Source organism: Roseobacter sp. SK209-2-6, from assembly GCF_000169455.1.
Taxonomy (GTDB): domain Bacteria; phylum Pseudomonadota; class Alphaproteobacteria; order Rhodobacterales; family Rhodobacteraceae; genus Pseudophaeobacter.
The window spans coordinates 242,589-264,284 of record NZ_AAYC01000005.1; the positions used below are offsets into that span (position 1 = coordinate 242,589).

General features: G+C 59.6%; 20 protein-coding genes. 6 read left to right on the top strand and 14 right to left on the bottom strand.

The window, feature by feature from the left end; genetic code table 11:
* Positions 1-2 precede the first annotated feature (2 nt).
* The 3 genes from RSK20926_RS10205 to RSK20926_RS10215 all read right to left on the bottom strand — a co-directional run bounded on the left by RSK20926_RS10205 (position 3) and on the right by RSK20926_RS10215 (position 4,173).
* A complete protein-coding gene (locus RSK20926_RS10205; RefSeq protein WP_008206436.1) occupies positions 3-1,547 on the bottom strand; it encodes a BCCT family transporter in 1,545 nt (514 codons plus the stop codon).
* Between the two features lie 62 nt (positions 1,548-1,609).
* Positions 1,610-2,590 (bottom strand): membrane dipeptidase, encoded by a 981-nt coding sequence (locus tag RSK20926_RS10210; protein WP_008206437.1) that lies wholly within the window; start codon positions 2,588-2,590, stop codon positions 1,610-1,612.
* A gap of 131 nt (positions 2,591-2,721) precedes the next feature.
* Positions 2,722-4,173: an aldehyde dehydrogenase family protein gene (locus tag RSK20926_RS10215; protein ID WP_008206438.1), complete on the bottom strand. Its 1,452-nt coding sequence runs from the start codon at positions 4,171-4,173 to the stop codon at positions 2,722-2,724.
* Between the two features lie 107 nt (positions 4,174-4,280).
* On the opposite strand from RSK20926_RS10215, the gene RSK20926_RS10220 reads away from it, so the two are divergent.
* Together RSK20926_RS10220 and RSK20926_RS10225 are read left to right on the top strand one after the other, a co-directional pair.
* A complete protein-coding gene (locus tag RSK20926_RS10220; RefSeq protein ID WP_037254607.1) occupies positions 4,281-5,192 on the top strand; it encodes a LysR family transcriptional regulator in 912 nt (303 codons plus the stop codon).
* Positions 5,193-6,191 (top strand): GlxA family transcriptional regulator, encoded by a 999-nt coding sequence (locus tag RSK20926_RS10225; RefSeq protein WP_008206440.1) that lies wholly within the window; start codon positions 5,193-5,195, stop codon positions 6,189-6,191.
* A gap of 207 nt (positions 6,192-6,398) precedes the next feature.
* Here RSK20926_RS10225 and RSK20926_RS10230 read toward each other — a convergent pair whose 3' ends face one another.
* The 10 genes from RSK20926_RS10230 to RSK20926_RS10275 form a co-directional block, all read right to left on the bottom strand.
* Positions 6,399-6,965 carry a sarcosine oxidase subunit gamma gene (locus tag RSK20926_RS10230; RefSeq protein ID WP_037254609.1) on the bottom strand — a complete coding sequence of 189 codons (567 nt, stop codon included), beginning with the start codon at positions 6,963-6,965 and terminating at the stop codon, positions 6,399-6,401.
* Entirely contained in the window at positions 6,958-9,915 is a 2,958-nt protein-coding gene (locus RSK20926_RS10235; protein ID WP_008206444.1) for a sarcosine oxidase subunit alpha family protein, read from the bottom strand. Before RSK20926_RS10235 ends, RSK20926_RS10230 begins: the two co-directional genes overlap by 8 nt.
* A complete protein-coding gene (locus RSK20926_RS10240; RefSeq protein WP_008206445.1) occupies positions 9,912-10,199 on the bottom strand; it encodes a sarcosine oxidase subunit delta in 288 nt (95 codons plus the stop codon). The genes RSK20926_RS10235 and RSK20926_RS10240 overlap by 4 nt, the downstream gene beginning before the upstream one ends.
* A 22-nt stretch (positions 10,200-10,221) precedes the next feature.
* Complete coding sequence (locus RSK20926_RS10245; RefSeq protein WP_008206446.1) at positions 10,222-11,472, bottom strand: sarcosine oxidase subunit beta family protein; 1,251 nt, start codon at positions 11,470-11,472, stop codon at positions 10,222-10,224.
* 188 nt (positions 11,473-11,660) lie between these two features.
* Positions 11,661-12,350 (bottom strand): ABC transporter ATP-binding protein, encoded by a 690-nt coding sequence (locus RSK20926_RS10250; RefSeq protein ID WP_008206447.1) that lies wholly within the window; start codon positions 12,348-12,350, stop codon positions 11,661-11,663.
* Positions 12,350-13,117 carry an ABC transporter ATP-binding protein gene (locus tag RSK20926_RS10255; RefSeq protein ID WP_008206448.1) on the bottom strand — a complete coding sequence of 256 codons (768 nt, stop codon included), beginning with the start codon at positions 13,115-13,117 and terminating at the stop codon, positions 12,350-12,352. The genes RSK20926_RS10250 and RSK20926_RS10255 overlap by 1 nt, the downstream gene beginning before the upstream one ends.
* Positions 13,110-14,093: a branched-chain amino acid ABC transporter permease gene (locus RSK20926_RS10260; RefSeq protein ID WP_037254611.1), complete on the bottom strand. Its 984-nt coding sequence runs from the start codon at positions 14,091-14,093 to the stop codon at positions 13,110-13,112. Before RSK20926_RS10260 ends, RSK20926_RS10255 begins: the two co-directional genes overlap by 8 nt.
* Position 14,094: 1 nt before the next feature.
* The gene (locus tag RSK20926_RS10265; RefSeq protein WP_008206450.1) at positions 14,095-15,015 is read right to left on the bottom strand and encodes a branched-chain amino acid ABC transporter permease; all 921 of its coding nucleotides are present in this window, start codon (positions 15,013-15,015) and stop codon (positions 14,095-14,097) included.
* Positions 15,016-15,073: 58 nt separating this feature from the next.
* Positions 15,074-16,210, bottom strand: a complete 1,137-nt coding sequence (locus RSK20926_RS10270; protein WP_008206451.1) for an ABC transporter substrate-binding protein — start codon at positions 16,208-16,210, stop codon at positions 15,074-15,076.
* Positions 16,211-16,591: 381 nt separating this feature from the next.
* Entirely contained in the window at positions 16,592-17,809 is a 1,218-nt protein-coding gene (locus tag RSK20926_RS10275) for an NnrS family protein (protein WP_008206455.1), read from the bottom strand.
* Positions 17,810-18,008: 199 nt separating this feature from the next.
* On the opposite strand from RSK20926_RS10275, the gene RSK20926_RS10280 reads away from it, so the two are divergent.
* A complete protein-coding gene (locus RSK20926_RS10280; RefSeq protein ID WP_008206457.1) occupies positions 18,009-18,704 on the top strand; it encodes a Crp/Fnr family transcriptional regulator in 696 nt (231 codons plus the stop codon).
* On the opposite strand, the gene RSK20926_RS10285 is transcribed toward RSK20926_RS10280, so the two are convergent.
* Positions 18,701-18,967: a hypothetical protein gene (locus RSK20926_RS10285; protein WP_008206458.1), complete on the bottom strand. Its 267-nt coding sequence runs from the start codon at positions 18,965-18,967 to the stop codon at positions 18,701-18,703. The genes RSK20926_RS10280 and RSK20926_RS10285 overlap by 4 nt on opposite strands.
* Before the next feature lie 122 nt (positions 18,968-19,089).
* Here RSK20926_RS10285 and RSK20926_RS10290 point away from each other — a divergent pair, with 122 nt between their 5' ends.
* From RSK20926_RS10290 to RSK20926_RS10300, 3 genes are read left to right on the top strand one after another with little or no spacing between them, the layout of a single operon-like run.
* The gene (locus RSK20926_RS10290) at positions 19,090-19,542 is read left to right on the top strand and encodes a c-type cytochrome (protein WP_008206459.1); all 453 of its coding nucleotides are present in this window, start codon (positions 19,090-19,092) and stop codon (positions 19,540-19,542) included.
* 12 nt (positions 19,543-19,554) lie between these two features.
* Positions 19,555-20,898 (top strand): cbb3-type cytochrome c oxidase subunit I, encoded by a 1,344-nt coding sequence (locus RSK20926_RS10295; protein ID WP_008206460.1) that lies wholly within the window; start codon positions 19,555-19,557, stop codon positions 20,896-20,898.
* A gap of 3 nt (positions 20,899-20,901) precedes the next feature.
* Positions 20,902-21,696 carry a CbbQ/NirQ/NorQ/GpvN family protein gene (locus tag RSK20926_RS10300; protein ID WP_008206462.1) on the top strand — a complete coding sequence of 265 codons (795 nt, stop codon included), beginning with the start codon at positions 20,902-20,904 and terminating at the stop codon, positions 21,694-21,696.

The window sequence follows — 21,696 nt, forward strand, 5'->3', positions numbered from 1 at the left end:
GCTTAGCCCTCTTTGCCCTTGGCCAGGGTAATGCGCAGCGCATCCCAGAGCGAGGGCAAGAGCAAGAGCGAGACTGGCACCGCGGTGACCACGATAAAGCTCTGCAGCTTGGAAACACCGCCGGAACCAACCGAGATCAGGATCACCGCCATGACACCCATGGCAACGCCCCAGAACACACGCACGGCTGCGGGTGGGTTGTCACCATCGCTCATGGTGGCAGAAATCACATAGCTCATCGAGTCACCTGTAGTGGCCACGAAGATGGTGGTCAGGATCAGGAACAGGATAGAGATCACAAAGCCCATCGGCAGGTTATTGGTGATCGCCAAGAGGGCCGCAGGCAGGTTGAAGCCTTCGAAAGCGGCCGAGATGGTACCCGGGTTCTCCAGCTCCATCGCAATGCCGGTTCCACCGATGATGGTGAACCAGAAGTTGGTCACGATCGGGGCGATGATCGACAGCATGATGATGATCGAACGGATCGAGCGGCCGCGTGAGACGCGGGCGATGAACATAGCCATCAGCGGGCCATAACCCATGAACCAGCCCCAGAAGAACACGGTCCACCAGCCGAGCCAGCCTGGCTCACCAAAGACGCCTGCATCTCCACGGAACAAGGCCATCTGGAAGAAGTTGCCCAGATAAGTGCTGAAGCCGGAGAAGAAAGAGCCGAAGATGAACCCGGTCGGACCTGCCAGCAGGACAAAGAGCAAGAGAACCGCTGCCAGGATCACATTGATCTTGGAGAGGATCTGGATGCCGCGCGACAACCCGGTCATGGCCGAGATGGTATAGATGGCCACAAGACCCGCAATCACCATGAACTGGGTGGCAAAGACATCGGGAATGCCGAAGAGGTCCGACAGGCCATAGCTTACCTGCAGACCGAGGAAACCGATAGGACCAACGGTGCCGGCCACAACCGCGATGATCGAGGAGGCATCGGCAATCAGACCAATCGGGCCATTGATCGCCTTGTCGCCGAAGACGGGGTACAGCAGTGTGCGCGGCGCCAGCGGCAGGCCTTTTTCATAGTGATAGTGCATCAGCATCACGGTGGAGAGCGAGCCCAGAATGGCCCAGGCCAGGAAGCCCCAGTGCATAAAGCTCTGGGCGATAGCCGGGTTTACCGCAGCCTCAGTCGCGCCCTCGGCTCCGTAAAGCGGCGGCGAATAGAGAAAATGGGCAATCGGCTCACCCGCCGCCCAGAACACGCCACCGCCTGCGAGCAGGGTACACATGATCATCGAGCCCCACTGGAAGGTGGTGAACTCCGGTTTCGCCAGGGCGCCCATGATGGCACTGCCGCCGGGCAGAACGCAGAGCAACAAACCAATGAGGAATGTCGCCAGCAGGAGCACCTGCCAATATAGGCCGAAATAGGTCGCCGAGAAATTGAAGCCCCAATCAACCATGGCCGACAGGGTTTCGAGGTCGACCAGTGCCATCAGGCAGAATAGGGCAATAAAGCCCCCTGAGATCAGAAAGAGCGGCTTGTTAACACCGCCTTTCTGGCTCGTGTTGTCTTGTGTTACGTCAGTCATTTTCCCCTCCCATGGGAACGGGACCGGCATGGCCCCGCTTGCAATTCGGCTCTCGTCGTCCCTTACGCAGCGCCGAAATTGTCCTTGAAAAAACGGTGCCAATTGCGACCCATGATCCCGGCAACCTCATCACCGTTCATGCCGGTGGCACTGAGACCGTCTTCGATGTTGCCGAAATCGCGGTTGTCCTTGAACCAGCCGGGCATGTCCGGGAAACCGGGGGCGGAAGCAGAGCCTTCGCCGTAGTCGATTTCCTTGGTCCAGCGCCCCACGCGCATCCATTCGACGATGCTGTCGGGTTGATCCTGGCAAAGATCAGTACCAATGCCGAGGTGCTCCACCCCGTACTTGTCAGCGGTGCGCGCAATCATCTCGCAGAAGCTCTCAAGAGTGCAGGCGCTCTTGTCCTTCAGGTGATGCGGATAGACCGAAAAGCCGAGCATGCCGCCATTGCTGGTCACAGCCCGGATGACATCCTCTTTCTTGTTGCGCAGCGCCGGCGACCACTCATATGGGTTGGCATGGGTGATGGCGATCGGACGGGTGGAGAATTCAGCCGCCTCGATGGTAGACCGGTCGGCAGAGTGGCTCATATCCACCACCAGGCCCACGCGGTTCATCTCTTTGATCACCTGTTTGCCCATGCGCGTGAGGCCCGGATCCTCCGCCTCGTAACAGCCGGTCGCCAGCAAGGACTGGTTGTTATAGGTGAGCTGCATGAAGCGCGCACCCAGGGTGTGCAGGATCTCGATCAGACCGATGTCGTCTTCCATTGGCGAGGGGTTCTGGAACCCGAAAAACACTGCGGTGCGGCCGGTTTCGCGCGCTTTTTCAACGTCAGAGGCCCATTGCCCCTTCATGATCAGATCCGGGTATTGCTCAAACCAGCGGTTCCACTGTTCGAAGTTCAGGACCGTCTCACGAAAGTTCTCATGATAGGCGATGGTGACATGGATCGCGTCCACGTTGCCCTCACGCAACTGACGGAAGATCTTTTCCGACCAATTGGCATATTGCAGGCAGTCGATACGGTATCCGGTCATTCTTGCACCTCGATTTCGTGTAACCAGCGCGTCCTCCCCGTTCGGGAGGGCTTGTGCTCCCGCCCAGAAAGGGCGGGAGTTTTGGGGCATGTTTTGCGCCGATCTTTAGGTTACGACGCAGCTCTTTTGGCTCAGACCGGTTTGCCGGCGCTGATGTAGGCAGTCTTGACAGTGGTGTAGAATTCCGCTGCCGCCTTGCCCTGCTCGCGCGGGCCGTAAGAGCTATCGCCGCGCCCGCCAAAGGGCACGTGGTAGTCGGTGCCAGCAGTCGGCAGGTTGACGGTCACGACACCGGTGCGGGCATTGCGACGGAAGTGGGTGGCGCGGGCCAGCGACTGGGTCACGATGCCGGAAGTCAGGCCGAAGTTGGTGTCATTCACCACCGAGAGCGCCTCATCATAGCTGCCGACCTTGATCACAGAGGTCAGCGGCGCGAACATTTCCTCGCGGTTGATGCGCATATCGTTGGAGGTGCTCAGGAACACGCCGGGCGACATGTAGAAGCCTTCGGTTGGCATCTCCAAACGCTGGCCGCCGCAGGCGAGCTCCGCGCCTTCGCTTTGGCCCAGATCCACATAAGCCAGGTTCTCGTCCAGCTGCTGCTGGCTGACCACCGGGCCCATCTGCACGCCTGCTTCCAGCGCGTGGCCGACTTTCATTGCCTGGGTGCCTGCAACCAGCTTTTCGACAAAGGTGTCGTGGATGGCCTCATGTACCACCAGGCGCGAAGATGCGGTGCATTTCTGGCCGGTGCCGCCAAAGGCGCCGCCCAGGGCCAAGGTGACAGCCAGATCCAGGTCGGCGTCATCCATCACTGCCAGTGCATTCTTGGAGCCCATCTCCATCTGAACCTTGGTCAGGTTCTGGATCGCTGCAGCGGCGATGCCCTTGCCTACGGGAACCGAGCCGGTGAAGGAAATGGCATTGACCTTGGGGCTTTCCACCAAACGCTGGCCGATAGAACGGCCGGAGCCCATGACCAAGGAGAACAGGCCTTTGGGGATGTCCTGCCGGTTGATGATCTCTGCCAGAGCAACGGCAGAGGCCGGGGTGATATTCGCAGGTTTCCACACTACCGCATTGCCATAGCAAAGTGCCGGAGCGATTTTCCAGGATGCGGTAGCGGTCGGGAAATTCCAGGGCGAGATGATCGCAACGGTGCCGACTGCCTCTCGGCGCACGTCGATCTCGATGTCCGGGCGCACGGAGTCGGCGTTCTCACCAAGCTGGCGCAGGCATTCTGCGGCATAATAAGTGAAGAATTGGCCGGCACGGAAGACCTCGCCCTTGCCCTCGGCCAGCGGCTTTCCTTCTTCGCGAGAGAGCAGCGTACCAAGTTCCTCGGCCCGTGCCATCAGCTCATTACCGATGGCGTTCAGAACCGCCTGCTTGCGTTCCAGCCCGTAAGCGGCCCATTCGGCTTGTGCGACTTGCGCTTGGTCCAGGGTCGCTTCCAGCTGGTCAGCGCTGGCCTGAGCAAAGATGCCAACAAGGTCCGAGAGGTCGGAAGGATTGCGATTTTCAATCTCGCTTTCACCAGCCAGCCATTCGCCGGCGATCAGGTTCTTTTGAAGTTCGCTCATGTGGAAAGTCCCGTTTTTGTCAGCATGCAATTGCGCAACTGACTATGGACTCCGGACGTCCATTCATTCAAACTCAAATTAGTTAATCCAATTTCAGGAAAACTGAAGTGTCAATAAAGATCGAAATGCTCCGCTGTTTTGCCATGGTCGCCCGCCATGGCAATCTAAGCGATGCGGGGGAGCAATTGGGGCGCACCCCCTCGGCGGTCTCGATGATGCTGAAACAGCTGGAAGGCCATCTTGGCGAGCCGCTGTTTGAAACCGATCGCAAGAGCAAGCTCACCGCTTTGGGCGCCTATGTTCTGGAGCAAGCAGAACGCGAGCTGCGGCAGTTCGACGGCACAGTGCAAAGCATCGAAAACTACGCCAAGGCGCGACACGGACGCGTGCGGATCGCCTCTGTCCCCTCGGTGGCAGCCACTGTTCTGCCGCAGGCAATATTGAGCTACACCAAAGACTTCCCCAATGTTCAGATCGAGCTGCGGGATATGGATTCCCCAGGCGTTCTGCGAGAGCTCACGCGCGAGACTGTTGATATCGGCCTTGCAACCGCCGGTCAGTTTTCCGGCATTCTGCACCGGCAGGAACTGGTCTCGGATGGCTTTGGGGTGATTTGTCCTATTGGCCACCCTTTTGCCAGTTCACAGCAACCATTGGCCTGGGACGCGCTGGAAGATCAGCGGCTGATAGCCAATGCGCTCTCTGAGCAGATCGCGGCACCGCAATCCCAGGCGCTGCATCGCGATGCCCTCCTGAATGTTCACAACATGACCTCGATTCTGGCCATGGTCGGCGCCGGATTGGGTATTACACTGCTGCCGGAAATGACCGCCAGACTGGCCGAATCATCCGGGCTGGCCTTCGTTCCACTGGCAGACCCTGCGGCCCGCAGGCGGATAGATCTCCTGCGCAAGGCAGAGGCACCCGCCTCACCGGCAGCGCGCGAACTGGAAAAGCGGATCATTTCGACCGTTGCGGAGCTCGCATTTGAAACACCGACGCCAAGAGAGGAAGCCTGAATGACCAAGCCGATGACCCTGGGGTTCCTGATTTTCCCCGGCTTCCCCATGTCCTGCCTGACCTCAGCGATTGAGCCACTGCGCGCAGCCAATGAAATTGCTGGTAAAGCCGCATTCGACTGGAAAATCCTCGCCGAAGAAGAGGGACCTATTCCCTCCTCCGCCGGTGTCGCCTTTGCACCGGATATGCTGCTCTCAGAGGCCGAGGGGCTAAGTCATATCTTCCTGGCCTCACGACCCGACAGCCGTTTTGCCCATCCAGTAAAAGCCAATGCAGCGCTGCAGCGCCATCTGCGCGGCGGTGGCAAGCTGGGCGCCTTTAGCGCAGGGGTCTTCCCCTTGGCCCGCAGCGGCATGATGCAGGAGCACGCAATGGCGGTGCACTGGTGCTACGAGGCTGCTTTTGCCGCTGAATTCCCCGAGGTTGAGATCCTCCAAACCGTACTGCAAGACGAAGGTCCCTGCATCACCGTCGCCGGCGCAACGGCGGTGTTCGACCTTATGCTGAACATGATTGATGAGGTACTGGGGCCAGAGGTCACCACCGAAACCGCCTGCTGGTTCCAGCACCCCTTTGTGCGCGGCTCCAGCGTGCCGCAGCGACTGCCGGTTCTGGGCAATGCTGCTGGCCAGGATATGCTGCCGCCCAAGGTGGCGCAGGCCATCGAACTCTTTGCCGAACACATCGAAGACCCGATCCAGATCAGTGCGGTTGCAGAGGCCATCAATATGTCGGCCCGCAGCCTGGAGCGCAGCTTCAAACGCGCAACCGGCCAGAGCCCGCTGAAATACTACCGTCAAATGCGGATGAACGAGGCGCGCCAGCTGGTGCTTTATACAAGGGATCCAATCACCACCATCGCCTATATGGTGGGCTATTCCTCCCCCTCAACCTTCCAGCGTCACTACCGGGAGTTCTACGGCATCAGCCCGCTGAAAGACCGGGAGGCCAAGAACTCTTTACGGGTGACGGATGGCAGCTGCCTGCCATCCGTCTAGAGCTGCTTTCAGGGCATCTGAATCGATCCATTTGTTAAACGGCCCGACCGGTGGGCCGGGGAGCGCCTGACCTTCCCGTCAAACCGCAGGTTTGCCTCCGGCAAAACAGGAAGGCGCTTTGCACCTTCCCAAGGTCAGCCACTGTGCCCATGTTTTCCAAAGAGCGCTTCAAAATAGTTGAACCAAGCCCTGGACCTAACCAATAAGTCAGAGGACCGAATGCGCGGCCTCAACAAGTCCGTGATGCAGGGAGCCAGCAGAAGAGCGCGGCGCATAGATCGCCACCTTCTGCCCCGGCTCCAGACACCAGATAAAGCAGGCCATATGCTCAAGGCGGCTGCGGCTCACGTCGCCGACCTGCATCGCCAGCAAGTCCACATTGCAAAGACGTTCCAGAACATCGCCCAACCGCGCGCCCTCTAGATCAAAGCGGCACCAGCCATCGCTTTGCTCGGTTACAGAGCCGGCGGCGCCAACGGCTTCTTTCACTTCACTGTCCAGAGTTTCATGGGCCGCGTAACCCGCCGAGATCATCCATTGGTCTGCTCCCATCCAGAAGCAGGAGTATGGCTCTCCCAGAACGCCTTTGCCGGGGGCGGGCAGCTCCGCGCCTAGCAGGGCCTGGGCACCCGCAGCACATTGCGCCTCTTCACCCCGACGGGCGGCAAGGCTGGCGAAGGCGCAATCGGCGCGTTCCTGAATGGTCAGGCCGTCAAAGCTATCGACCTGCGCCGAGGAAGCCGCAAGTGCGGTGATTGATTTCAAACTATGCACGGAGACGCTCTCCTTCGGGATCTACAAAATGGGCGCTGACAACTTCGACCTGGATTTCCTGACCTGCGAGCGGGTTCACCGCGCGGATGATCTCCCCTTTGCGAGCATCGCCATTCTTCAGAAAGCCAATGCCAATCGAGCTTTCGAGCACCGGCGAATAGGCGGCTGAGGTGACATAGCCTTGGTCAACCTTGGCATTGACCGCACCGCTGGCATTCATCAGATGGGCACCGGCAGAAATGGTCTCATCCGATTTAACCGGCCGGAAGCCGACCAGCTTCAGAGCATCCTCTTCATTCATCCCCTCACGTTCGCTGAGGGTATTGCCAATGCAGTCCTTCTTTTTGCTGACCATCCGGCCCATGCCGAGGTTCAGCGCCGAAGTGGTACCGTTGAGCTCATTGCCCGCCGCGTGACCTTTTTCGATCCGCATGACCCCCAGCGCTTCGGTGCCATAGGGCACCACGCCGAATTCCTCGCCCGCCTCCATCAGCCTGCGCACCAGCGCATCGCCATAACGGGTTGGAACCGCAATCTCATAGGCGAGCTCCCCCGAGAAGGAGATCCTAAACAGCCGCGCCCGGCAGCCCCCCGCCACGGTGACTTCGCCACAGGCCATAAAGGGAAAGCCCTCGTTGGAGAGGTCGAACTCCGGGTCTACAACCTTTTGCAACAGCTTGCGGGCATTGGGACCCGCCACCGCGAACTGCGCCCAGGCTTCGGTGGTTGAGATCAGCTGCACATCCATGTCAGGGAACAGGCATTGACGGGCAAATTCCATGTTACGGTAGACTAATACGGCATTGGCGGTGGTGGTGGTCACCACGAAATGATCCTCGGCAAAGCGCGCGGCGGTGCCGTCGTCATAGGCAATGCCATCCTCACGCAGCATAAGGCCATAGCGGACCTTGCCCACCGGCAGTTTGGCAAAGGCATTGGCGTACATTTTATTCAGGAAAGCAGCCGCGTCCTTGCCCTGCACATCGATCTTGCCCAGCGTGGTCACATCACAGACACCAACGGAGTTGCGGGTCTGCAGCACTTCGCGGTCCACCGATTGGCGCCAATGGGTCTCGCCCGCTTTCGGGAACCACTGCGCCCGCAGCCAGTCGCCAACCTCGGTAAAGACCGCGCCCTGTTCTTCGGCCCAGCGATGCGAGGGCGTCTTGCGGGTCGGGTGGAAATGCTTGCCGGTAGCGCGCCCGGCCAGGGTGCCCATGGCAACTGGCGTATAGGGCGGGCGGAAGATGGTGGTTCCGGTCTCCGGGATCGATTTTCCGGTCAGCTCCGCCATCACCGCCAGCCCCAGCATGTTGGAGGTCTTGCCCTGGTCGGTGGCCATGCCCAGTGTGGTGTAGCGCTTCAGGTGCTCGACCGAGACAAAGTTCTCCTGATGCGCCAGTTTGACGTCCTTGACAGTGACATCGTTCTGCAGATCGACCCAGGCGCGCGATTTACCGCCGGAGACATGCCAGAAGGGTTTGAGCGAAATGGGCGCATCTTCCGCCTCGGGCAAATCAATTGCAGAAGCCGTGATCCCGATTGCCTCCAAAGCGGTCGCAGCTCCGCAGGCCCCGCTGCTGAGAGCCTGCGCCGTCGAGAGCTGCCCCATGGCGGCACCGGCAACAGACATACCAACCGGCAGATCGGTGCCGGGCACAAAAGCCGCCAGATCCGCGTCCCACTGCGGCCGACCCCGCTGGTGGCAGGTCAGATGCACATTGGGGTTCCAGCCGCCGGAGACCGCGAGCGCGCCGCAATTGACCTTACGGGTCTGACCATTAGCCAGCCGCACGGTGACCGAGCTGAGGCCAAGGCGTCCAGAGGTGCCGATGACCTCGGCACCCGCCAGCAGTTCGGTGCCCGCAACCGAGGGCGCGTCGGCGCGCACATCGATGACGGCTGGCACGCTTACTCCCTTGGCAATCAGATCCGCCGCAGTGCGGTGGCCATCGTCATTATTGGTAAAGATGGCGATCTCTTGCGCAGGCGCTGCCGCCCAGCGGTTCAAGTAAGAGCGCACCGCACTGGCCAGCATTACGCCAGGGCGGTCATTGTCGGCAAAGGCGATCGGGCGCTCCATCGCACCGGCACAAAGAAGTGCCCGGCGCGAATAGATCCGCCAGAAGATCTGCCGCGGCTTGCCCTCTTGCGGCACTGCCACGTGGTCCTGCACCCGCTCAACCGCGCCATAGGTGCCATGGTCAAAGGCGCCCACGATCGTTGTGCGCGACATCAGGCGGACATTTGGCATGTCAGCCAGCTCTGCAATCGCCGCTGCCGCCCAATCGGCGCCGGATTGATCCCCCAAGGCCAATGTTTCGGAATTGAGACGCCCACCCATGCGGAAATCCTCATCCGCCAGGATCACCCGCGCGCCAGAGCGGCCGGCGGTCAGCGCCGCAGCCAGGCCCGAGGGGCCGGAACCAATGATCAGCAGATCACAGTGCAGGAAACCCTTGTCATAGAGGTCCGGATCTTCCTCAAAGGAAATGCTGCCAAGGCCCGCCGCCTTGCGGATGATCGGCTCGTAGATCTTCTCCCAGAAGGCTTTGGGCCACATGAAGGTCTTGTAATAAAAGCCCGCAGTCAGGAAGTTGCTGAACCGGTCATTCACCGCCATGGCGTCAAAACGCAACGAGGGCCAGGCGTTCTGCGGCGCCGCTTCGAGCCCGTCGAAGAGCTCGATCACCGTGGCGCGGGTATTGGGCTCTTGCCGGCCGCCTTTGCGCAGCTCGACCAGGGCATTGGGTTCCTCTGAGCCTGCAGTCAGCACCCCGCGCGGGCGGTGATACTTGAACGAGCGGCCCATCAGGCGCTCGCCATTGGCCAGGAGGGCCGAAGCCAGGGTATCGCCTTCGTAGCCTTTGTAGCGGTGCCCGTCGAAGGTGAAGCTCACCTCTTTGGCGCGGTTGATCTGGCCGCCGTCCAGCCGGTTTACTTCTGTCATTTGCTGCGCCCCCGCGCCCGGGCCACATCGCGGGCCAGTTCTACCTGTGTGATTTCATGGGTGAGCATGTTGCGGGTAACCACCAGCCAGGAGCGGTCTCCGGCCTCGTGATACCACAGCTCACGATGCTCACCTGCCGGGTTGTCCCGCAGATAGAGGTAGTCGTGAAATTCCTCTTGTGCGGTGTCACTCCGCCAGTCGGGCCGGTCGATCAGGCTGGCATCGCCGAGGTAAGTGAATTCCTGTGCGTCCCGCAGACCCAGCAGGGGATGGTCGATCATCATCGCGTGTTTCCTCCTCTTGGGATCAATGTAGGTTGGGCTGGGCGCCCTGGCCCTTTTCGTCGATCATGCGGCCCGTGCGAAACCGGTCGAGGCGGTAGGCCTGCGCCGCCTCATGCGGGGTATCGGTCGCCAAGAGATGTGCAAAGCAGAGACCGGAGGCGGGCGTCGCCTTAAAGCCGCCGTAGCACCAGCCGCCGTTGAAATAGAGACCGTCCACTTGGGTGCGGTCGATGAAGGGTGAGCCATCCATCGACATATCCATGATACCACCCCAGCTGCGCAGCAAACGCACCCGGCCCAGCGCCGGGATCAGCGAGATGCCACTTTCGACCACGTCTTCGATCACAGGCAGGTTCCCGCGTTGCGCATAGGTGTTGTACATATCGATGTCCCCGCCAAAGACCAGCCCGCCCTTGTCAGACTGGCTGCAATAGAAGTGCCCGGCCCCATAGGTGATGACCCCGGGGATGATCGGTTTTAGTCCTTCGGAAACAAAGGCCTGCAGCACATGGCTTTCGATTGGCAGGCGCATGCCTGCCTTGGCCATCACCCGGCTGGAAGATCCGGCAACCGCCACGCCAACCTTACCGGCACCGATGAAACCCTTGGTGGTTTCAACACCTAGGCATTTGCCCTGTTCGATGCGGAAATCCGTGACTTCGCAGTTCTGGATGATGTCGACACCCAGGCGGTCTGCCCCACGGGCATAGCCCCAGGCCACCGCGTCATGGCGCACGGTTCCGCCGCGCCGGTGCAACAGCCCACCTTTGATGGGAAAGCGCGCATTCTCGAAATTGAGGAACGGGTAGAGTTCACGGACGCCCTCTGTATCCAAAAGCTCTGCGTCATCCCCCGCCAAGATCATCGCATTGCCACGCCGCCGCGCCGCGTCCCGCTGGGCGTCGGTATGCACCAGGTTCAGAATGCCCCGCTGGGAGACCATGGCGTTGTAGTTCAGCTCCTGCTCCAGATCTTCCCACATCCGGAGGCTGAGGTTGTAGAAGGGCTGGTTGCCATCAAGCAGGTAGTTAGAGCGCACAATGGTGGTATTGCGCCCAACGTTGCCGCCGCCGATCCAGCCTTTTTCAACCACCGCAACCTTTGCGGTCTGGTAGCGTTTGGCCAAATAAAAGGCGGTCGCCAGCCCATGGCCGCCACCGCCAACGATGACGATATCATAATGCGCCTTTGGTGCCGGGTCGCGCCAGGCAGGCCGCCAGCCCTTATGGCCGGTCAAGGCCTCTTTGATGATTCTCAGTCCGGAGTACGCCATTGTGCCCTCATAAATCTCACCCAGAGATGATCAGGAGTGTCAGGCAAGGGCCGATCCGCTTTTGGACAAAATCAAATCCGAATCCGACAGTTGCTGCGCCGGTTTTCAAAAGAAAACGGCCGCCCCATGGACGGCCGCCTGTTCAACTTCTGCTTTCTGCCCGGCAGTTGCCCGGGCTAGCGGTTGTCTTAGACCCCCAGAAACCGGTCCGTCAGCTCCGGCGTCAAATCCGCCATACTGCCGGACCAGGCGTTTTCTCCCTTATTCAGGATCACCGCCGCATCCGCCACCTGGCGCAGCTCACTTAGGGTCTTGTCCACCACCAGAATAGCCATGCCGGTTTCCGCCTTGAGGCGGCTGATCGCGGCCCAGATCTCCTGGCGCACCACCGGGGCCAGACCTTCTGTGGCCTCATCTAGGATCAGGAGGCGCGGATTGGTCATCAGGGCGCGCCCGATGGCCAGCATCTGCTGCTCACCGCCCGAAAGGGACGAGGCCAGCTGATCGCGGCGCTCGGCAAGCCGAGGAAAAAGCTGTCCTACACGGGCAAAATCCCAATCCCCGGGCCGGGCCGCCGCCGTCAGGTTCTCTTCGACCGTCAGCGGCGCAAAGCAGCGCCGCCCCTCCGGCACCAGCCCGATGCCCAGGCGCGCGATCTGATGCGACTTAAGCCGCCTGAGATCCTCGCCTGCAAAGCTGAGGCTGCCCTTGGAAGGCACGACCATGCCGCAGATCGCCTTGATCGTGGTGGTCTTGCCCATGCCGTTGCGCCCCATCAGGGCCAGCACCTGGCCCTCACCGATGGAAAGGTCGACGCCAAAGAGCGCCTGCGATGGACCGTAAGAGGCCTGAAGCCCCGAGATTTCCAGCATGCTCATTACGCCTCCTCCTCGTCGCCCAGATAGGCCTGGCGCACCTGCGGATCCTGCCGGATCTCATCCGCAGTGCCGGTGGCGATGACCTCGCCATAGACCAGGACGGAAATCCGATCCGCCAGAGCAAAGACCGCATCCATATCGTGCTCCACCAGAAGGATCGGCGCCTCTTGGCGCAGCTCATCCAGAAAACCGGTCAGCGCCTTGGAGCCGCTGGCGCCAAGGCCCGCCATGGGTTCGTCCATCAGGAACAAACGTGGTTTCAGAGTCAGGGCAACGGCTACCTCCAGCTGGCGACGCTGGCCATGAGAGAGATCGGCGGTGCGTTTGCCCGCATCCTGCCAAAGCCCAACGCGTTTCAATGCCTCTTCGGCCCGGGCCAGCAGCTCTGCATCCTTCATCACTTTACGGAAGAAGGAAAAGGCATTGCCCCTAGCCCCCAGCGCACCCAGGACCGCGTTCTGCAGAACCGTAAACTCCATCGCCAGAGATGAGATCTGAAAGGTCCGCCCCAGCCCCAGCCGGGCGCGGGCGACAGTATCTAGGGCGGTGACATCCTGCCCCAAGACTTCGATCCTGCCCGCATCCGGCGTCAGCCCGCCGGAGATCTGCTTGATCAGGGTGGATTTACCGGCCCCGTTGGGACCGATCAGCGCGTGGATCTCACCGGGGTAGAGTGTCAGTGAGACATTGTTGCTGGCTTTCAGCGCGCCAAAGCTCTTGCTTATGCTTTCGGTGCGCAGGACTGGTTCCCGTGGCATATCAGTCATGAGCCACCTCCCGTCCGGCAATCAGGCCGATAAGACCGCCCTTGGCAAAGAGCACCATGATCAAGAGCAGCAGGCCGAGGAAGATCTGCCAGTATTCGCTGATGCCCCCCAAGAGATGCTCTAGCAGGATGTAAACCGCAGCGCCCAAGAGCGGTGCGTAGAGACGCCCCACCCCGCCGAGGATCACAAAGATCATGATCTCGCCGCTGGTATGCCAGCTGAGCATGGTCGGGCTGACAAAGCGGTTGAGATCCGCAAAAAGCGCCCCGGCCAGGCCGGTGATCGCGCCCGAGATCACAAAGGCCACCAGCCGCAGCTTGAAGGGGGTGAGACCCACGGTCTCGACCCGTTCTGCCGTCTGCCGCGATGCTGAAAGCGCCAGACCAAACGGCGAGCGCGCCAGCCGGGCAGAGAACCAGAGCGCCATTGCCAGCACCGCAAAGGCGATGGCAAAGAACTGAATCGGATCCAGAGTGTTGAGCCCAGGCATCTCGTTCCTGACCCAGATCGACAGCCCGTCCTCACCGCCATAGGCCGACCAGCTGATGGCGAAATAGTAGAGCATCTGCCCAAAGGCCAAGGTGATCATGATGAAATAGACGCCTGAGGTGCGCAAAGACAGCGCGCCGATCACCAGGGCCGCCAGCGCGCTTGCAACCACGGCAACCAGCCAGATCAGCGGCATCTGGTTGCTGCCCTCAAAGAGGAAGGGCCAGGTAAACAGCGGCTCATAGTTCTGCGCATGGGCCGCAAGTATGCCCATGGCGTAGCCACCAATACCAAAGAAAGCCGCATGGCCCAGGCTCACCAGCCCGCCGAGGCCGAGGGCGATATTGAGCCCCACGCCGGCCAGGGCCAGGATCGCCACCTTGGTGGCCAAGGTGATCACGAATGGCTCATCCATCTGCCAGGCCAGCAAAGGCACGCCCAGCAGGGAGGCCAGCAGAGCCGCGTTGATCAGTCTTTCACGTGTCATATCAGGCACTCCCTCCGAACAGGCCCGAGGGGCGTACCAGCAGCACCAGCGCCATCAAGATATAGATCAGCATCGAGGCCAGCGAGGCCCCCAGCGAGGTGGCCGTCGCAGGCTCCATCATCAGAGCAAAGAGCAGCGGCAGGAAGACCCCGCCCAGGGTATCGGTCAGTCCCACCAGCAGCGCGCCCACCAAGGCTCCCTTGATCGAGCCGATGCCGCCAATGACGATGACCACAAAGGCCAAGATCAGCACCGGCTCACCCATGCCGACCTGCACCGACTGGATGGCGCCCACCAGGGCGCCGGCCAGCCCGGCGAGGGCCGCACCCAGGGCAAAGACCAGGGTATAAAGCTTGGAGATATCCACGCCCAGCGCGGCAATCATTTCACGGTCGGCTTCGCCGGCGCGGATCTGGATACCGATGCGGGTGCGGGCGATCAGCCAGAACAGCCCGGCGCCGACCACCAACCCGATGGCAATAATAGTCAGGCGGTAAAGCGGATACTTGATGCCGCCCGGCAGAGTTACGGGGCCGGAGAGATACTCCGGTACATCCAGGAATAGCGGGAAGGAGCCGAAAACCCAGCGGGTGCCTTCAGAGAAGATCAGGATCAGCGCAAAGGTCGCCAGCACCTGATCCAGGTGGTCGCGATCATAAAGGCGGCGGATCACTGTGACCTCCACTAGGGCGCCCGCCGCCGCAGCAGCGGCAAGACTGGCCACCAGCGCCAGGAGGAAGGAGCCTGTGGCGCCGGCTACAGCGGCAGCGGCAAAGGCGCCGACCATATAGAGCGCGCCATGCGCCAGATTGATCAACCCCATGACGCCAAAGACCAGGGTCAGACCAGCAGCCATGAGGAAGAGCATGACCCCGAACTGCAAACCGTTCAGGACCTGCTCAAGAATGAGAATGAGGGACATTTTGGGAATTCCTTGCGCCGGGGCCGGCCGTGCCGCCCGCCCCGGTTTTCAAGGTCTCTTACATATTGCACTCAGCGGCATAGGCGTCAGCATGGTTGCTGAGGCCGGTAGCCACGATCTTATTGGTGAAGACATCGCCTTCCTGGATAACTTCGCGCACGTAAATGTTCTGCACCGGGTGATTGTTCGGGCCGAACTTGAAGTCGCCACGCACCGAGTCGAACTCTGCCGCCTGAAGTGCGGCACGGAAGGCATCCTGATCCTTCACATCGGCCTTGTCCAAGGCGCTGAGGATCAGGTTGGCGGTGTCATAGCCCTGGCTGGCATAGAGCGACGGCAGGCGGCCGTATTTCTCCTGGAAGGCCGAAACGAAGGTTGCATTGGCCGCATTGTCCAGATCCTTGTTCCACTGCGAGGTGTTCTTTACACCGAGAGCAGCGGCGCCAACCGCCTGCAGGATCCCCTGATCAAAGCTGAACGCCGGGCCGACCACGGGCAAATCCACGCCGCTATCGGCATATTGCTTCAGGAAAGAAATCCCCATGCCGCCGGGCAGGAAGAAATAGACTGAGTCTGCGCCCGAAGCCCGGATCTGGGCAATTTCCGCCGCATAGTCGGTTTGGCCCAGTTTGGTATAGGTTTCACCGGCCAGACCGCCGTCATACATGCGCTTGTAACCGGTCAGCGCATCCTTGCCCGCCGGGTAGTTCGGCGCCAGAATGTAGCTGTTCTTCAGACCCGCATCATTGGCGTAGGCCCCGGCCGCCTCATGCAGGTTGTCGTTCTGCCAGGCCACGTTGAAATAATTCTGATGACAGCGCTTGCCCGCCAGCACCGAAGGTCCGGCATTCGGGGAAAGGTAAAAGACCCCCTGCGCCGTGGCCGAGGGCACAACCGCCATGGCCAGGTTGGACCAGATGATACCGGTCATGATATCGACCTTTTCCGATTGGATCATCTGATCTGCAATCTGAACTGCGCTTTCCGGCTTGCGCTGATCGTCTTCGATCACCACTTCCACGTCATCACGTCCGGCGGCCTCGATGGCCAGCATGAACCCGTCGCGCACATCCACGCCCAAACCAGCGCCGCCGCCGGACAGGGTTGTGATCATGCCGATTTTGGTATCAGCCTGCGCACCAAGTGCCAGAGCCGATACCGCTGTGGCCAGAGCCAGTGACTTCAGAGCTTTCATGTCTTTCCTCCCAAAACAGTTTTAACTTCGAATTCGCGTTAGTCGCGATTATGGCTTGGCTTACTATTTCCGCTTTGGGCGGAATGCGCCAGCTCTTGTTCGCCTCTTTTCACCCTCTGGAACCGGAACCCTGGCATGGGTTGACAGCAACAGAGGCCAAGACTTTCTAAAACTGTAGGCAGCAAACATGTTTTATTTCAAGATTAAAATATTGAACCCTAAAATATAAATCTCCTCAGGTCCGCGCTCCAGCCCTGCGGCAATCTCCACTCTTTAGGAGTGAAAACCTGGCTCTGAACCGAACAATACACTATTTTTGCAAAACAAAAGGCCCTCTTTACCTGGGGCAAAGAGGGCAAGTTCAGGGACAAAACAAATGAACTATTGTGGGCTGGGCCGTGCCTGCGGTGGCGCGCTGGCTTTGCGTTTTGCGGCATTTCCTTGCACAAGCCAGGGCAGCAGCCGCAGCGAAACCAGAGCAAAAGCCAGTGTCCAAAGCGCCGCAGCACCATGAATGGCTCCGAGGTCAAACCCCTCAAAGACGCGATCAGCAGAGCGCAGGGCAGCAGCACCACAAAGCAGTGCAAAGGCTAGTGTCAGAAGCGGCCCCGCGACCAGGTCCCGCCCGGTATGCCCCATTGAGGCCCGCATCATTACCGCAACGGTCATGCCGCCAATACCGCCAATGCCCAGGATATGAACCGCCGCGGCCTGTTCCATCAGCTCCAGGGCGGCAAAGCCAGCCACAAAGAGCCCCAGTGGGATGAAGGCATAGGCCAGATGCAGCATCAACAAGATTGCCGAGGTCAGTACAGAACTGCCACGCCAACGGGTGAGCCGGGCCATATGCAGCACCCCTGCTATCATCAGCAACACCGCCGCAAACAGGCTGCCCGGCGCTAAGACCCAAGCCAACAGAGCGGCCGCTCCGAAGGCGAGCGAGACCCCGTCGAATCGTGAGAAAGGTACCGGCAGTGGCGCCTCCTGACCGCGGGTTTTGACCAGCCAGTTGCGGGTGAAACTGGGAATGATACGCCCACCGATCAGCATGATCAGAAAAATCAGCAGCGCGATACCCAAACGGCGACTATAGTCAGAGATGCCCGCGCTCATCACCTCAAGATGGAAACAGAGGTTGGCAAGGGTAAACAAGGAGACCGGCATCAGCACTTTGAGGTTGCGCCAGTTTTTCCCCGCAACAATTTCCCGTGCGATCATAGCCGCAACCAGGACCAAAAAAGCACAATCAATCAAAAGTGCAGCAACGGGGCCAACGAAACCCGTCCAAAGGACCATGCGCCCGAGGATCCAAAGTGCAAACAGAGCCGCCAGGGGCCATCCCCGCACCGGCAAACGGCCGGTCCAGTTTGGCACCGCCGTGAACAGAAACCCTGCGAGAACAGCACTACCATAGCCAAAGACCATTTCGTGAATATGCCAATCGACAGCAGCAAAGGGCCCATTGTAATCCAGTACACCTTGCCAGATCAGCACCCACAGGGGCACCGCGATCAGACCGGTCAGAATTGTAGCTGCAAAAAAGGGCCTAAACCCGTAGGAAAACAAGGCAGGACCAGTAAAAGCTTGGCGGGGTTTCATCTTTGGCTCCTCAGAGGGGGGATCGCGCAGGTGATCCTCTGACTAGGTGGGGCTTGCAATGGAAAGGGCTATTTGCCTTCCAATCACTGGCAGGTGTTTTCTCCTGCCCAGCTATCGGGTATTTGCAAAAGACACACTTTGTCCTGCCTCAAACTTGGGACATAATCCCGAACGCAGGTCCACCAGATGGGGAATACTCTTGGCCAAACTTGATGAAAGCCTTCTGGTTGGATTACCACCCTTCTCTCTGCTCAAGCGGCCGCAGATCCGTGAGATCCTCGATCAGGCGCAATCCAAACGCTATGATCATGACACTGTGATCTTTCGCGAAGACTATGAGGCGGATCGGTTTTACCTGTTGCTCGACGGGTATCTGAGGGTTGTGCGAACCACACCGGACGGGGAGCAGATCATCGCGCTGCATATCTCTCCTGGGCAATTGTTTGGCATCGCACCTGCATTGGAGCGTGATACCTACCCAGCAACAGCAGTGGCCGCGACAGAGTCTATCGCTCTATCCTGGCCTGTCAGACTGTGGACGCAGTTCACTCAAAACTACCCTGGCTTTGCCACTGAAAGCTATAGGACCCTGGGCTCACGCCTGGGGGAAATGCAGACCCGGATTACCGAACTTGCTACCCAAGCCGTGGAGCAGCGGGTTGCCGCGGCCCTGATGCGCCTGGTCAGCCAATCGGGCCGAAAGGTTGAGGAAGGCATCGAAATCGCCTTCCCGATCACCCGGCAGAATGTTTCGGAGATGACCGGCACCACGCTGCACACCGTTAGCAGGCTTCTTTCTGCCTGGGAGAAATCCGGGATAGTCCATTCCACCCGCAAACACATTACGGTGACAGATCCACATCGCCTGATGCTGCTCAGCGGGGCGCAGGGCTAAGCGCCTGATTTGCGCCCGCCTACAGGAGGTGCGGCATCACAGTCTTCGCAGCATTTCTCAGCGGATGCTTGTCGCATCGCCTGGGTGAGCTCATCTCGATCCTGATCATATTCGCGGCAAACATCATCCAGATCGCAGAATGTCACAAAGGGACAGCCTGGGCACAGCATGCCCCTTTGCCAAAAGACCTGAGCACAGCCGGGTCTCTGCTTTAGCAAGTGCGACAGGCTCTGTTTCCAAAGATCCTGATCTGAATCTTGCATGGGCAACCCTCCTCCCCACTACTTACCCACAGGCAATCCCCCTGATCTTTGCGTTTGCACAACTTTTCGGATGACAGAGAAAGCTAGGCATAGACATCCGCAACTGTAGTCAGGACCGCGATATGTCTGAATTCCTAACCAAGGCGCGGGCCAGGAACGTCTTTTACGGAGGCTCTTTGTTCTTCGTCGTCGTTTTTGTGGCCATGACCGCGCAAAGCCACCGCTTCATTGTGGAAAAGTCCACCGCCGGAATGGAGCTGAGCGAAGAGGTGGTCAAAGGGAAACACATCTGGGAGCGCCACTCCTGCATCAACTGCCACACCCTGCATGGGGAGGGTGCCTATTTTGCACCTGAGGTCGGCAATGTGATGACACGCTGGGGCGTTTTGGATGAACCAGAAGAGGCCTTTGAAATGCTGGATGCCTGGATGAAATCCCAGCCCACCGGCATCGAAGGTCGCCGCCAGATGCCTCAATTCAACCTGACCGAAGAAGAGACCCGAGCCCTGTCTGAATTCCTGCGTTGGGCGGATCAGACCGACACTCAGAACTGGCCTCCGAATGATGCGGGCTAAGGGAGAGAGAGAATGAAATACCAATCACAAAAAGTGGCCTATGCCTATTTCATAGTGGCCATGGCGCTCTTTGCCATTCAGGTACTGGGCGGCCTTCTAGCCGGGTGGATCTATGTTTCGCCCAATTTCCTCAGCGAGCTTCTGCCCTTTAACATCGTGCGGATGCTCCATACCAATGCACTGATCGTCTGGCTCCTGCTGGGCTTCTTTGGGGCCGCCTACTTCCTTGTGCCCGAAGAATCAGAACGTGAGTTGTTTTCAACCAAGCTGGCCTATATCCAGCTGGCCATTCTTGTCGTCGGCACTCTGGGCGCCGTTGGTTCCTACCTGGTCGGCATCCATGGCGGGCGCGAGTTCCTGGAGCAGCCTCTCTGGGTCAAATTCGGCATCCTGGTGGCGGCAGTGATCTTCCTGATCAACATCACCCTCACCGTGCTGGCTGGCCGCAAAACCGCGATCACCAATATCCTGTTGATGGGGCTTTGGCTCCTGTGCCTGCTCTGGGTCTTTGCCTTTATCAACCCGGACAACCTCTCCCTCGACAAAATGTACTGGTGGTTTGTGGTGCACCTCTGGGTCGAAGCGACCTGGGAGCTGGTGATGGCCGCCATCCTTGGTTACCTGATGCTGAAACTCACCGGTGTTGACCGTGAAGTCGTTGAGAAATGGCTCTACATCATCGTGGCAACCGCGCTCTTCTCCGGCATCCTCGGGACTGGTCACCACTTTTATTGGATCGGCACACCTGGTTACTGGCAGTGGATCGGCTCGATCTTCTCCACCTTCGAGGTTGCGCCATTCTTTGCGATGATGTGCTTTGCCTTTGTCATGGTCTGGAAGGGCCGCAAGAACCACCCCAACAAGGCCGCACTTCTGTGGTCGCTGGGCGCATCCACCGTTGCCTTCTTTGGCGCTGGCGTCTGGGGCTTCCTGCACACTTTGCATGGGGTGAACTACTATACCCATGGCACCCAGATCACTGCAGCCCACGGTCACCTGGCCTTCTATGGAGCCTATGTGGCGATGAACCTGGCGATCTTCAGCTATGCGATGCCGATCCTGCGTGGACGTGATCCCTACAATCAGGTTCTGAACATGGCGTCTTTCTGGCTGATGACTGGCGGCATGGCCTTCATGACCTTCGTCTTGACCTTTGCCGGCACCATCCAGACCCACATGCAGCGCATCGTTGGCGACTACTACATGGATGTACAGGAACAGCTGGGTCTCTTCTACCTGATGCGCCTAGGCTCCGGTGCGGTCTTTGTGATCGGTGCACTTCTGTTCATCTACAGCCAGGTTGTTGCCCGCCGTGAGGTGGTCTCCCCCGGTTCCGCAGCAGTCCCCGGAGAATAAGCAATGAACGCGATCAATACGCCTCAGCTGCCCTTTTATCAGCCCGCCGGAAACGAATGCGCGCTGTTTGAAATGGCCCATGACAACGGTTTACCCCTTCTTCTGAAGGGGCCCACCGGCTGCGGCAAGACGCGGTTCGTAGAACATATGGCAGCCCGTCTTGGGCTGCCCCTCTACACCGTTGCCTGCCATGATGACCTCTCTGCCGCTGACCTGATCGGGCGCTATCTGCTAAAGGGCGGCGAGACCGTCTGGGTCGATGGCCCCCTCACCCGCGCGGTGCGTGAGGGCGGCATTTGTTACCTCGATGAAGTGGTCGAAGCGCGCAAGGATGTGGCCGTGGTGCTGCACCCGCTGACCGATGACCGGCGCAGGTTGATGATCGACCGCACCGGCGAAGAACTGGTGGCACCAAGTAACTTCATGCTGGTGGCCAGCTACAACCCCGGTTACCAGAACATTCTGAAAAAGCTGAAACCCTCGACCCGGCAGCGCTTTCTCTCTGCCAGTTTCGATTTCCCGGCACCTGCGGATGAAACCGCCGTTGTTGCCGCCGAAAGTGGACTGGATCAGGAACGTGCAGCCAATCTAGTGCGCCTTGCAGGCCATATCCGCAAACTCTCCGGCATGGATCTGGAAGAGGGCGTCTCAACCCGTCTGTTGATCTATGCGGGCACCTTGATAGCCAAGGGCATGAGCGTGGATGCAGCACTCGAAGCAGCCATTATTGCGCCTCTCAGTGACGAAGAAGAGGTTTGCCAGGCCCTGCGTGACCTCGCAGCCAGCGTATACGGATAA